General features: G+C 69.7%; 14 protein-coding genes and 1 pseudogene. 4 read left to right on the top strand and 11 right to left on the bottom strand.

Annotation, left to right across the window (positions count from 1 at the left end):
• Nucleotides 1-114: 114 nt before the first annotated feature.
• The 5 genes from Q8A52_RS24270 to Q8A52_RS24250 form a co-directional block, all read right to left on the bottom strand.
• On the bottom strand, nt 115-753 hold the full coding sequence (locus tag Q8A52_RS24270; RefSeq protein ID WP_316755111.1) for a GNAT family N-acetyltransferase: 639 nt from the start codon (nt 751-753) through the stop codon (nt 115-117).
• Nucleotides 754-895: 142 nt separating this feature from the next.
• Nucleotides 896-1732, bottom strand: coding sequence for a MetQ/NlpA family ABC transporter substrate-binding protein (locus Q8A52_RS24265; RefSeq protein WP_316755109.1), 837 nt, complete (start codon nt 1730-1732; stop codon nt 896-898).
• Nucleotides 1733-1840: 108 nt separating this feature from the next.
• Nucleotides 1841-2578, bottom strand: a complete 738-nt coding sequence (locus Q8A52_RS24260) for a methionine ABC transporter permease (protein WP_316755107.1) — start codon at nt 2576-2578, stop codon at nt 1841-1843.
• Complete coding sequence (locus tag Q8A52_RS24255) at nt 2575-3627, bottom strand: methionine ABC transporter ATP-binding protein (RefSeq protein WP_316755105.1); 1053 nt, start codon at nt 3625-3627, stop codon at nt 2575-2577. Before Q8A52_RS24255 ends, Q8A52_RS24260 begins: the two co-directional genes overlap by 4 nt.
• A gap of 369 nt (nt 3628-3996) precedes the next feature.
• Nucleotides 3997-4647, bottom strand: a complete 651-nt coding sequence (locus Q8A52_RS24250; RefSeq protein WP_316755104.1) for an HAD family hydrolase — start codon at nt 4645-4647, stop codon at nt 3997-3999.
• Nucleotides 4648-4716: 69 nt separating this feature from the next.
• Here Q8A52_RS24250 and Q8A52_RS24245 point away from each other — a divergent pair, with 69 nt between their 5' ends.
• Both Q8A52_RS24245 and Q8A52_RS24240 read left to right on the top strand, forming a co-directional pair.
• On the top strand, nt 4717-5076 hold the full coding sequence (locus tag Q8A52_RS24245; protein ID WP_316755102.1) for a hypothetical protein: 360 nt from the start codon (nt 4717-4719) through the stop codon (nt 5074-5076).
• 1 nt (nt 5077) lies between these two features.
• Entirely contained in the window at nt 5078-5506 is a 429-nt protein-coding gene (locus Q8A52_RS24240) for a hypothetical protein (RefSeq protein ID WP_316755100.1), read from the top strand.
• Here the strand turns inward: Q8A52_RS24240 and Q8A52_RS24235 are convergent.
• From Q8A52_RS24235 to Q8A52_RS24225, 3 genes are all read right to left on the bottom strand, one after another.
• Nucleotides 5496-5993 (bottom strand): GNAT family N-acetyltransferase, encoded by a 498-nt coding sequence (locus tag Q8A52_RS24235; protein WP_316755098.1) that lies wholly within the window; start codon nt 5991-5993, stop codon nt 5496-5498. The genes Q8A52_RS24240 and Q8A52_RS24235 overlap by 11 nt on opposite strands.
• A gap of 45 nt (nt 5994-6038) precedes the next feature.
• Entirely contained in the window at nt 6039-6545 is a 507-nt protein-coding gene (locus tag Q8A52_RS24230; protein ID WP_316755096.1) for a sigma-70 family RNA polymerase sigma factor, read from the bottom strand.
• Between the two features lie 75 nt (nt 6546-6620).
• Nucleotides 6621-7793 (bottom strand): glycerophosphodiester phosphodiesterase, encoded by a 1173-nt coding sequence (locus Q8A52_RS24225; RefSeq protein ID WP_316755094.1) that lies wholly within the window; start codon nt 7791-7793, stop codon nt 6621-6623.
• Between the two features lie 367 nt (nt 7794-8160).
• Between Q8A52_RS24225 and Q8A52_RS24220 the strand changes: the two genes are divergently transcribed.
• Together Q8A52_RS24220 and Q8A52_RS24215 are read left to right on the top strand one after the other, a co-directional pair.
• Nucleotides 8161-8832: a lysophospholipid acyltransferase family protein gene (locus Q8A52_RS24220; RefSeq protein ID WP_263206736.1), complete on the top strand. Its 672-nt coding sequence runs from the start codon at nt 8161-8163 to the stop codon at nt 8830-8832.
• Nucleotides 8833-8892: 60 nt separating this feature from the next.
• A pseudogene (locus tag Q8A52_RS24215) lies at nt 8893-9072 on the top strand (1-acyl-sn-glycerol-3-phosphate acyltransferase); the annotation flags it as partial.
• Between the two features lie 84 nt (nt 9073-9156).
• Here Q8A52_RS24215 and Q8A52_RS24210 read toward each other — a convergent pair.
• From Q8A52_RS24210 to Q8A52_RS24200, 3 genes are all read right to left on the bottom strand, one after another.
• On the bottom strand, nt 9157-10719 hold the full coding sequence (locus Q8A52_RS24210) for an MFS transporter (protein ID WP_316755092.1): 1563 nt from the start codon (nt 10717-10719) through the stop codon (nt 9157-9159).
• Nucleotides 10716-11267 carry a TetR/AcrR family transcriptional regulator gene (locus Q8A52_RS24205; protein ID WP_316755091.1) on the bottom strand — a complete coding sequence of 184 codons (552 nt, stop codon included), beginning with the start codon at nt 11265-11267 and terminating at the stop codon, nt 10716-10718. The genes Q8A52_RS24210 and Q8A52_RS24205 overlap by 4 nt, the downstream gene beginning before the upstream one ends.
• 83 nt (nt 11268-11350) lie before the next feature.
• Nucleotides 11351-12322 carry an aldo/keto reductase gene (locus Q8A52_RS24200; protein WP_316755089.1) on the bottom strand — a complete coding sequence of 324 codons (972 nt, stop codon included), beginning with the start codon at nt 12320-12322 and terminating at the stop codon, nt 11351-11353.
• Nucleotides 12323-12364 lie beyond the last annotated feature (42 nt).

Below are 12364 nucleotides of genomic sequence, written 5' to 3'. Positions count from 1 at the left end.
GTCTCCAGGGTTTGCGCAGGTCGTCAGGGGTGGGGCTCGCAGGCAGGCTCCGTGAGAGTACCTGGTGGGACCGGGGGGCGCGCGACGGGCGGTACCCCTGTGGGTCCCGTGCTGTCAGTTCCAGTCCGAGAACGACGTGAAACCGCCGGTGTCGGCGAGCTGCTCGCCCGCGCCCTCCAGGTCCTCGGGCAGCAGGCTCCACACGATGAAGTCGGTGCGTACATCGGCCCACGCGCCGTCCTCGGTGCGGACGTGGACTATGCACGCGTTGCGCAGGACGCCCTCGCTGATGCAGCCGATCTTCTGGGCGACCTGCTGGGAGGCGGTGTTGTCGGCGGCGGTGCGCAGCTCGATGCGTTCCAACTTCTGGCCGCCGAACAGCCATTGGGCGGTGGCGAGCGCGGCTTCGGAGGCATAGCCCTCACCGCGGGCCCAAGGGGCGATGATGTACGACAGTTCGGTGGACCGGATGTGCCAGTTGGTCTTCGTCAGCTGGACGATGCCGACCAGGCGCTGGGTGAGGAACTCGGTGACGGCGAGGTCCAGGCCCCGGCCGGCGGCGCGCTCGGCGGGCGCGTACTCGGTGATCCAGTGCCGGGCACCGTCCTCGGTGAACGGCTGGGGGACGTCGGTCCAGGCCGCGACCTGTTCGTCGTTCATCATCTCGGCCAGGGCGGGCACGTCGTCCTCGTCGAGGGGCCGCAGCACCAACCGCTCCGTGCTGATGGAGATGTTGGGGAAGGTGCTAGTCATGCGCCGCTCCGTAACCTTCGGAAAACCTTCAGGGCCTGCTCAACTGCCCAGCATGCAGCATGAAACCACTCAACCCCACAACGGGGCCCACTCCGGGTGAGTGAGTGGACCCCGTGCGTGGCGATACGCGGTATACGCCCCGTCAGAAGGACGCGATGACCGAGCCCTGGTACTTGTCCTCGATGAACTTCTTCACCTCGGGCGAGGTCAGGAGCTTGGCGAGCTTCTTGACCCGCGGGTCCTTCTCGTTGCCCTTCTTCACGGCGAGGAAGTTGCCGTACGGGTTGTCCTTCGCGGACTCCAGGACGAGGGCGTCCGTGGCGGGCTTGAGGCCGGAGGAGATGGCGTAGTTGCCGTTCACGACAGCGGCGTCCACGTCGTCCAGGGAGCGCGGCGTCTGGGCCGCCTCGACCTCCTTGAACTTGAGGTTCTTCGGGTTCTTGGTGATGTCCTGCGGGGTCGCTTCGGTGCCCACGCCGTCCTTGAGGGTGATGAGCCCGTTGGTGGCCAGGAGCTTCAGGGCACGCGCCTCGTTCACGGTGTCGTTCGGGACGGCGACGGTCGCACCGCTCTTCAGGGCGTCGGTGCTCTTCACCTTGTGGGAGTAGAGACCGAGCGGCTCCAGGTGCACCGTGACGACGGGCACGATGTGGGTGCCGCGCTTCTTGTTGAAGTCGTCCAGGTACGGCTGGTTCTGGAAGTAGTTGGCCCCGACGGAACCGTCCTCCGTGGCCGTGTTCGGCACGATGTAGTCGCTGAACTCCTTGACCTCCAGGTCGAGGCCCGCCTTCTTCGCCAGGTTCTTCTTGACGAAGTTCAGGATCTCGGCGTGCGGGGTGGGGCTCGCGGCGACGACCAGCGGGCCGCTGTAGTCGGCGGAGCCGGAGGCGGAGTCCTTGTCGGAGCCGCAGGCGGTGAGCCCGAGGGCGAAGGCTCCGGCGGCGAGGACGGCGGTGGTGATCTTGGCGGTGTTACGCACGAAAAGTGCCTTTCCTATGGGGTGGTGCGACCCCGTCTTGGGTCAACGGGGAGACCCCGTCTTGGGTGAACGGGGAGTCTGTGGGGGTGCTCAGGCGGCCGGGGGTGCTCAGGCGGCCTTGCTCACATCGGTCGCCGCTGGTGTCCGGGCCTTGAGCAGGCGCAGCTTCGGCGCCGGCCCGGAGCGGCCGCCGCGCCGGTGCAGGGAGCGGGCCGCGTAGTCGCCGGCGAACTGGATGACCGAGATGACGACGGCGAGGATCGCCACGGTGACCCACATCATCTGGGTCTCGAAGCGCTGGTAGCCGTAGCGGATGGCGATGTCGCCGAGTCCGCCGGCGCCGACCGTGCCGGCCATGGCGGAGTAGCCGATGAGGGCGACGATCGTGGTCGTGGTGCTGGAGATCAGCGAGGGCAGCGACTCGGGTACGAGGACCTTGCGGACGACGGTCCAGGTGTGGCCGCCCATCGACTGCACGGCCTCGACGAGCCCGTCGTCCACCTCGCGGACAGCCGTCTCAACAAGGCGGGCGAAGAACGGGATGGCGCCGATGGCGAGCGGCACGATGGCGGCCTCGCGGCCGATGGTCGTCCCCGTGATCCAGCGGGTGAAGCTCATCAGCGCGACCATCAGGATGATGAACGGCATCGAGCGGGCGATGTTCACGATCTGCCCGACGACCTTGTTGGCGACGACGTTCTGCAGCAGTCCGCCCTTGTCGGTGAGGACGAGCAGGATGCCGAGCGGAAGACCGCCGACGACGGCGATGAGCGTGGACCAGCCGACCATGTAGAGCGTGTCCCAACACGCCTGGGACAACAGCGGCTGCATCTCGGACCAGGTCACTTGGCACCTTCCTTCACCAGCACGGGCTCCCGGCCCGCTTCGCCCACGACATCGATCTGCAGGCCCTGTTCGCGCAGGAAGCCGATCGGCACGACGTTGTCGTCGTAACGGCCGGGCAGTTCGATGCGCATACGGCCGATCTGGAGGCCGCCGACGGTGTCGATGGCGGCGCCGAGGATCGATATGTCGATGTTGTAGGTGCGCGAGAGCTGGGAGACGACCGGCTGGGTCGCGGCTTCGCCGTGGAAGGTGACGTCGAGCACCGTCCGGTCGGCGCCGGTGGCCTCGCCGCCGACCGGGAACAGCGCGGCGGCCAGCTCGGAGCCCGGGGTGGCCAGCAGCTCGCTGACCGTGCCGGACTCGACGATGCGGCCCTTCTCCATGAGCGCGGCCGAGTCGCAGATGCTCTTGACCACGTCCATCTCGTGCGTGATGAGCAGGACGGTCAGGCCCAGCTGCCGGTTCAGGTCGCGCAGCAGCTGGAGGATGGAGCGGGTGGTCTCCGGGTCGAGTGCGCTGGTGGCCTCGTCGGAGAGCAGCACCTTGGGGTCGCCGGCGAGCGCGCGGGCGATGCCGACACGCTGCTTCTGTCCGCCGGAGAGCTGGGCCGGGTAGGCCTTGGCCTTGTCGGCGAGGCCGACGAGGTCGAGCAGTTCGAGCGCCTTGCGGGAGCGGTCCTTGCCCGACCTGCCGAGGATCTCCAGCGGCAGTTCGACGTTGTCCTGCACGGTGCGCGAGGACAGCAGGTTGAAGTGCTGGAAGACCATGCCCATGCGACTGCGCGCCCGGCGCAGATCCCGGCCGGCGCGCGGGCCGCGGCCGGCCAGGGCGGTGAGGTCCTGCCCGGCGACGGTCACGGTCCCGGAGGTGGGACGCTCCAGCAGGTTGACGCAGCGGATGAGCGAGGACTTTCCGGCGCCGGACTGGCCGATGACGCCGTACACCTCGCCTTCGCGGACATGGAGATCGACGCCGTCGAGGGCGGTGACCTCGCGGCCGCGCGAGCGGTTGGCCCGATATGTCTTCGTCAGGCCCGATGTGGTGATCACTGTGATTCCGTCACTGTCGAGTGCGCGGGCGTGGGTGTGCCCGGGCACAGGTGCGTTCGTTCAGGGACGCGGCACGGTTCTCGCGGTGGCGATGGAACCGGGGGAGAACGTGTGCGCGGGGCGGCTTACGTCGCGGATGTCGTTCGACGACACGCGGACGTGCCACGGCTCTCGCTTCGGGGCGCGAGGCTCAGGTGGTGCGGGGGCCCTCTAGAAGGCGCACATTCGACACATACAACGAGCACCGGGCGTCATGGTCGCCTCGGTCGCAAGGGTGCGGCTGCTCGTCGTGGTCATGCGATCAGTAAACCAGACGTACGGTCCTGACAGTTCGCCGCCGTCCACATGCCGGACAGGGATGGACACCGGTCAGCGGCGCACGGAGATCTCGACTCCCCCGTCGGTGACCAGGGCGGACAAGGCCGACAGGTCGTCGACGACCAGGTCGGCGACCAGTTCATCGGCCGGGTGGGTTGTGGCCAATGCCACGGTGGTCATTCCGGCGGCGCGACCTGCCCGGAGCCCCGCCGGGGCGTCCTCGAAGACGACGCAGCGGGCCGGGTCGACGCCCAGCCGGCGCGCGGCGAGCAGGTAGGGCTCGGGGTCGGGCTTGCCGCGCGTGACGTCGTCGGCGGCGACGAGCATCTTGGGCCGGATCCCGACGGCGTCGAGCCGCGCCTCGGCCAGCCGCCGGGTCGCGGAGGTGACCACGGCCCACCGCTCGGCGGGCAGCAGGTCCAGGAAGTCCCGGGTGCCGGGCAGCAGCCGGACACCCCCGTCCGGCACGTCCTCGACCTCCAGCTGCTCGACCCGCGCGACCGCCTCCGCGACGACACCGGCGGGCAGCAGATCGGCGACAGTCTCCACCGCCGTCCGCCCGTGCAGCTCGACCCGCGCGAAGTCCTCCGCCGTGATCCCGTACTCCCGCGCCCAGCGCGCCCAGCACCGGTCCACGGATTCGAGCGAGGAGACGAGGGTGCCGTCGTTGTCGAACAGAAGGGCCTGAGCATGGATCGTCATGGTCTAGACCCTACGGTGTACAGCGGGGGCGACCGCATCGGACCGTTTGGCCCGTAATAGGGTCTCCGCATGCTCAATGCCCTGACGCTGGTGACCAGCGTCGCCGCGCTGCTGCTCGCCGCCTGGTGCGGGTGGGCCGCCTATCGTGACCAGCCGACCAAGGACTGGCACTTCATCGGCATGGCCGTGGTGTCGCTGCTGGCCGGGGTGCAGCTGGTGATCGGTGTGGTCCAGCTGGCGCGGGGCGAGAAGCCGGAGCAGGGGACGACGATCTTCGTGGCGTATCTGCTGGGGGCGTTCGCATGCGTCCCGGCGGCGGGATTCATGTCGCTGACCGAGCGGACGCGCTGGGGGTCGGTGACCGTCGCCGCGGGCGGTGTGGTGCTGGCCGTGCTCGAGGTGCGGCTCTTCGACATCTGGGGAGGGTGAGATGACGGCCACGGAGGAGACGAAGCCGGCGCGGACGGGGCTCATCAGCGGGCCGGGCATGCTGCTCGTCTGGTTCTACGGCGTGATGGTCGTCGGAGCCGTCTCGCGGTCCGTCGTCCAGATCGCGACGGACTTCGAGCGGGCACCGCTCGCCTATTCGTTGTCCGCCCTCGCGGGTGTGGTGTACGGGTTCATCACGTACTCGCTCGTGCGTGGCGGCGAGAAGGCCCGCAAGGCGGCGCTGGTGTGCTGCGCCGCCGAACTCGCGGGGGTGCTCGTCGTCGGTACGTGGACCCTGGTCGAACCGTCGGCCTTCCCGGACGCGACGGTCTGGTCCGACTACGGCATGGGATACGTCTTCATCCCCGTACTACTGCCGCTGTCGGCCATGTACTGGCTGCGGAAGTCGCGCGACGGCGTCACGCCGTAGTCGCGTACGTCCCCGCCGGCTTCTCCAGGACGATCATCGGTACGCCGTCCGCCCCCTTGGACGTGCCCACCGTCTCGTAGCCCACCCGCCGGTACAGCCGCAGGTTCCCCTCGCTGCGGTGGCCGGTGTGGAGACGGAACCTCTTGGCGCCGCGTTCCTCGGCGAGGGCCGCCTCGGCCGCGCGCAGCAGCCTGGCCCCGATGCCGTGGCCCTGCAGCCGCGGGTGGACACAGAGCTTGCCGATGGCGGCCGCGCCGTCCTCGGTCACCGTGCCGCGCACGGAGCCGACCACCTCCTCGCCGAGCCGGGCGACGAAGACACAGTCGGAGGCGACCTCCTGACGGACCGAGTCGAGACTCTGGACGAGCGGGTCGATGCGGTAGTTGCCGTACAACGCCGCCTCGCTCTGGAAGCACAGGTACTGGAGCCGGAAGATCTGCTCCGCATCCTGCTCGGTCGCCACCGAGATGGTCACGCTCATGCCCATGTGCGCACGCCTCCCGCTCACCTGATCGTCTGTCGTCCCCCACTCCTATCCCCGCACTTCGCGGGCCGCAACCTCCGGCGCAAGCAATCGACGCAGACATCCCAGACATCGGGAACGTTCCGGGCCGAGACTGCCCTGTGAGATACCCAACTCCCCCGCGATCTCCCGGTATGTGAGGTCCTTAGGGGAGAGCAGGGCCTCCATCAGACGAGGGCAACGGCCGGGCAGCCGGCGGACCGCGTCCCGCAGGGCACGGTGCCTGGCGGCCGTGAGGGCGAGCTGCTCGGGCCCGCGGCCGCAGTCGTCGGCGGGCTCGGTCTCGTACGGCCGCTCGAGACGGGTCGTACGACGGCTGCGGCGCGCCTCGGCGCGGACGGCCTTGCGCAGCCACGCCTCGGGGTCGAGCGGCGGCCCGTCGGAGTCCAGCCGCTCGAGGAGGCGCAGCCAGACCGCCTGCTCCAGGTCACCGGGTTCGGTTCCGGAGGCATGTCCCTCGGCGGATGCCTCGGCGGTGAGCAGCGGGCTCAGCGCGGCAACCAGATCGTGCGTCATATGCGGAACGACGCGGCCGCCCCGGCGGCAGGTTGCCGGGGCGGCCGCGGGTCCACTCGAACGGGTTCAGCGGGCTCAGCCGTTGACGAAGTCCTCGCGGGCGAGCAGACCGGTGTCCGCGTTGTCCGTGAAGACACCGTCGATACCGGTCGCGAAGTACGTCTTGAACGCCCCGAAGGCGTCTCCGTAGGCGTCGACGCCGGTGCCCTTGCGGAACTCCGCCGGGAGGAAGGGGTTCTCGTTGCGCATGGTGTAGGGGTGCAGGATCAGACCCACCTTGTGCGCGTCCGCGACCAGGGTCGTCGGCGTGGTGAGGTTGCCGTTGGCGTCCTTCGGGATGACCAGGTCCAGCGTCGGGCCGATGCCCTGCGCGTAGCCGGCGATCTCCCTGAGGCCCTTCGGCGTGATGAGGTCGGCGACCGTGCGCGGGTCGCCGGCCTCGACGAAGTCCCAGGGGCGGCTGGTCGCGCCGGAGAGCAGGACCACGAGCGGGTTGTCGACCAGCTTGTTCAGGCGCTGGATGCTGCTCGGCTCGAAGGACTGCAGGATGACCGGCGAGTTCCGCCGGTCCTTGCCGTACTTGTGCAGCAGCTTGGCGACCCGCTCCTCGAGGCCGAGGCCCAGCTTGCGGAAGTAGGTGGGGTGCTTGGTCTCCGGGTAGATCCAGACCTGCTTGCCCCGCTTACGGGTCTCCTCGTCCTGCCACTTGAGGACCTCTTCGAAGGTGGGGATCTCCCAGCGGCCGTTGTAGAGGGTGTTGTGCGGGCGGTTGGCCGGGATGCGCTCGATCGCGCGCAGCGTCTTCAGCTCGGCGAGCGTGAAGTCCTCGGTGAACCAGCCGGTGGTCGGGACGCCGTCCAGGACCTTGGTGGTCTTGCGGTCGGCGAACTCGGGGTGGTCGGCGACGTTCGTGGTACCGCCGATCTCGGGCTCATGGCGGCAGACCAGATGGCCGTCCTTGGTGGGGACCAGGTCGCCGGCCTCGACGACGTCGGCGCCGAGGTCGAGGGCCAGGTTGTACGAGCCGAAGGTGTGCTCGGGCCGGTAGCCGCTGGTACCCCGGTGGCCGATGATCGTCGGCTTGGGCAGGCTCTTCAGGCCGCCGCCGGTCCGGGCCGTCCCGGCCTCCGCGGCTCTGGCGGCGCCGGGCAGTCCGAGGACCGCGCCGCCCGCGCCGAGCACCGCGGCGCCGAGAAGCGCCCGCCGTGCGGTGCCCTGCGTCTGCTTGTTCGACTCGTGGGTTTCCATGAGGGCCCTCCTGCCGTCCGCCCGTGATTGCGGGCCGATGGTAGGGGCGTGGACATGACTGCCGGGAGACCTCGGTTCGAACATGCGGGTGACGGCGGATGTCATGAGGAAAGCAAGATGTGACGGACCGTCGGCATCGGCGCGGACGGCGCGGGTACCCGGGCGATAGGCCACTCGCGCGATGTCCGTCACATCGTCGCAACGGCGTTACGCGCGGATTCCGGCACGCCACCGCAGGTAAACCTGCGTCAACAGTACGTAAGACCTCGGTGAAGCGGACGCACCCGATGTGCGCTTCCCCCGGAGCCGCGAGTAATGTCCTCACCTGCACAGACTCATATCGACCCCCTTGACATCGGAGGACCCGTTGTCCCGCTTCGCGCTCATCAAGGCAGTGCTCGGACCGATCATGCGCCTGATGTTCCGCCCCCAGGTGGAGGGCGCGGAGCGTATCCCGGGCGACGGACCGGTCATCCTGGCCGGCAACCACCTCACGTTCATCGACTCGCTCGTGCTGCCGCTGGTGACCAAGCGGCAGGTGTTCTTCATCGGCAAGGACGAGTACGTCACCGGCAAGAGCCTCAAGGGCCGGCTGATGGCCTGGTTCTTCACCGGCGTCGGCATGATCCCGGTGGACCGGGACGGGGCGAGCGGTGGCGTGGCCGCGCTGATGACCGGTCGCCGGATCCTCGAGGAGGGCAAGGTCTTCGGCATCTACCCGGAGGGCACGCGGTCGCCCGACGGCCGTCTGTACCGGGGCCGCACCGGCATCGCCCGCCTCACGCTGATGACGGGCGCGCCGGTGGTTCCCTTCGCGATGATCGGCACGGACAAGCTGCAGCCGGGCGGTCGGGGTATCCCGCGGCCTGGCCGCGTGACCGTTCGCTTCGGTGAGGCGATGGAGTTCTCCCGGTACGAGGGGATGGACCGGGACCGTTATGTGCTGCGTGCGGTGACCGACTCCGTGATGGCCGAGGTCATGCGGCTGTCGGGGCAGGAGTACGTGGACATGTACGCCACGAAGGCGAAAGCCGCGTAGCGCCTCCGGCGGTCGGCCGGTTTTCCGGTGCTGGTGCGTCGTGGTTGCTCGCGCAGTTCCCCGCGGCCTGGCCGCGTGACCGTTCGCTTCGGTGAGGCGATGGAGTTCTCCCGGTACGAGGGGATGGACCGGGACCGTTATGTGCTGCGAGCGGTGACCGACTCCGTGATGGCCGAGGTCATGCGGCTGTCGGGGCAGGAGTACGTGGACATGTACGCCACGAAGGCGAAAGCCGCGTAGCACCTCCGGCGGTCGGCCGGTTTTCCGGTGCTGGTGCGTCGTGGTTGCTCGCGCAGTTCCCCGCGGCCCTTCAGGGTGCTCTCCTCACCCGATGGTTTCCAGGTTCTGGTCCTTCAGCAGGAACCAGGCCGACGCCGCTGTTGCCAGCAGGACGGCGGCGCCTGCGCCCGATGCCAGGTGCAGGCCGTGGACGAAGGAGTCCCGGGCCGCCGTCAGGAGTTCCGCGGACGTATGGGCGGGGAGAGTCGCCGCCGTTTCCACCGCCGCGCCCAGTGACTCATGGGCCGCTTCCGGGGTGCCCGCCGGGCCCGTGAAGTCGCGGTAGACGCCCGTCACGATGGAGCCGAGCAGGGCGATGCCCAGGGCGGCGCCGAGTTCGTACGCCGTTTCGGAGACCGCTGATGCGGCGCCCGCCTGGTCCTTGGGAACGCTGGAGAGGATCACGTCGGCGGTGACGGTGAAGGAGAAGCCCGCGCCCACGCCGACGACCAGGAGCGCGGCGCCCAGGACCGGATAGCCGGTCGACTGGCCCAGCGTCGTGAGGACGGCGAGGGCGAGGCCCACCACGGTGAGGCCGCCGGAGACCACGGCGCGGACCGAGAAGCGCCGTGCCGCGCGACCCGCGACGAGACCGGCCGCCACCGCGCCGACCGCGGCGGGCAGTTCGGCCAGGCCCGCCTCGAACGGACGCCTGCCCTGCACGAGTTGCAGGTACTGGGACAGGAAGAACACCAGGCCGGACATGCCGAGCACGGTCAGCAGGTCGGCGAGGACCGCGCCGCTGAAACCCCTCTTGCGGAACAGCCGCATGTCCAGCAGGGGCGTGGGCATGGTGAGCTGGCGGTGGACGAAGCCGTACAGCGCGGCGGCGCCCAGCAGACCCGCGGCGAACGTCACCGGGGTGAAGCCGTGCGTGGCGGCCTCCTTGACCGCGTAGACGACACCGATCATGCCGACCAGCGACAGCACGACGCTGATCAGGTCCCACGGGCCGGGGTTGGGGTTGCGGGACTCGGGCAGCGTCCTGATGCCGACGAGGACGAGGACCACCATCACCGGCAGGTTGATGAGGAAGACCGAACCCCACCAGAAGTGCTCGAGGAGGAAGCCGCCCACGATCGGCCCCACGGCCGTACCCGCGGAAGCGGTGGCACCCCAGATGCCGACCGCGAGGCTGCGCTCGCGCGGGTCGTGGAACAGATTGCGGATCAGGGCGAGTGTGGCGGGCATCAGGGTCGCGCCCGCGACACCGAGCAGCGCCCGCGCCAGGATCATCAGCTCCGGCGTCGTGGCGTAGGCGTTGAGGACGGATATCGCGCCGAACGCCGTGGCGCCGCCGAGCAGGATCCGCTTGCGGCCGATGCGGTCGCCGAGGCTGCCCATGGAGACCAGCAGTCCGGCGATGACGAAGGAGTAGACGTCACCGATCCACAGGAGCTGGGTGCCGGACGGGTTGAGGTCTTCGCTGATGTAGGGGGTCGCGAGGCCGAGGACGGTCGCGTCGACGGCCACCAGCAGCACGGCCAGCACGAGGACGGAGAGCGCGAGCCAACGGCCCGGGCGCTTCTCCGCCTCCGTCGTGCGGCCCCCCAAGCCCTCGGCTTCGCTCGGGCAGGGAGCGCCCCCATGCTGCAGGGTGCTGGTCATGATTCCTCTCTTCGGAGTGCGCCGCCGAGCAACAGCTCGGTGATCATGTGGGTGAAGTCCTTGGGGGCTACGCGGCCTTCCGAGACCGCCCAGGCGGCGGAGGCCATCAGGCCGTACAGCGCCTCGGTGAGCCAGGCCGGGGTGAGGTCGATACGGAGTTCGCCGCCGGCCTGGCCGCGGCGGAACAGGGCGGCGATACGGGCGTCGAGGTGGGCCCAGCCCTCGTTCTGTTCCTCGCCCTCGAACAGCTGGTTCTCGGTGTAGAGGAAGGCGAGCAGTCCGGCGGCGGGTTCGATCGCCCGCACCAGCCGGCGTACGGCCTCGCTCGCGGGGCCCTCGTCGAGCCGGGCCGCGTCGAGCGCGGCCTCGCACTCGGCGATGCCGAGCGCCTCCAGGGCCCGCACCAGCGCATCGCGCCCGGCGAAGTGGCGGTGCAGCGTGGCCCGGCTGATCCCGGCCGCCTTGGCGACCTCGTCCATGGTGGCGGTGGATTTGCGGGTCAGCAGGGCCGCGGCGCTGCGCAACACGTGATCACGATCGAGGGCCATGAAACAAGTGTAGCGCATGTGAGACATCTTTGTCTCACAATAGGCATGCGTGACTCATCGCCCCTGGTCGATGGGCGTGTGGGTCAGTGCCAGGGCAGCTGCCCGCGCCGCTCCCAGTACGCGGCCGGCTCCTCGACGAGAGCCGCGAGCCGCTCCAGCTGGTCCTCGTCGAGGTCGACGACCGCGGCGTGCAGGTTGGAGGCGAGCTGGTTGGTGGTCGCGGCGCCGGAGAGGACGATCCCGGCCCACGGCCGGCGCAGGATCAGCGCGAGGGCCACGGCGTCGCAGCAGAGGGATGTCTCCGCGGCGACGGCCCTCAGCGCGTCCGGTGCGTGGGGCTCCGCGAGCCGCCCATTGGCCATGCCCTCCTTGACGATCACCGTGAGCCCGGCGTCATGGGCCTCGGCGAGGGCGGGGCCGGCCGAGGTCTCCAGGGCGTTGTACGTCGACTGGACGGTACGGAAGAGGGACTCGCCGTCCACGGTCACGGCGAGGGCGGCGCGGATGGCGTCGGCCTGGGCGGGGCCGCTGGTGGAGAAGCCGATGGTCACACCCTCGGCAGCGGCTTGGGCGAGTCGGCTGTGGAGTTCCTTGTCGGTGAGGGCCGGGCTGTCCGGGGTCACCGAGTGGATCTGGTAGAGGTCGAGCCGGTCGCCGAGCAGCTCGTCGCTCTCGGCGCGCTGGCGCTCGTACGTGGCGAGGCTGTGGTCCTTGACCTCGTGCCGCTCCGCGTCGGTGGACCAGCCGGCGGTGTAGGTGTAGCCCCATTTGCTGCCGACGACGATGTCGTCGATGTCGGGGCGGGCATTCAGCCAGCCGGCGAGGAACTCCTCGGAGCGGCCGTAGGAGCGGGCGACGTCGAAGTAGCGGACGCCCTGGGCGTAGGCCGCGTCGAGGAGTTCGTGGGTGCGGGTGCGCAGCGTCTCGACACTGCGGTCCTCGCCCAGGTCGTCCTCCCGGCCGAGGTTGATGTAGCCGGGGCGGCCGACGGCGGCGAGACCGAGTCCGATGTGGCAGGTCGGGGTCGTTGCTGAGGCCAGTCGCGCGAAGGGCATCGCGGGCTCCGTTCGGTCGGCTCCGTTACGGCTTGCGACCAA

The sequence above is a fragment of the Streptomyces herbicida genome (genome assembly GCF_032656585.1).
Lineage (GTDB): Bacteria > Actinomycetota > Actinomycetes > Streptomycetales > Streptomycetaceae > Streptomyces > Streptomyces herbicida.
The sequence above is the reverse complement of the archived record's forward strand: the minus strand, read 5'-3'. Positions and strand labels throughout refer to the sequence as shown.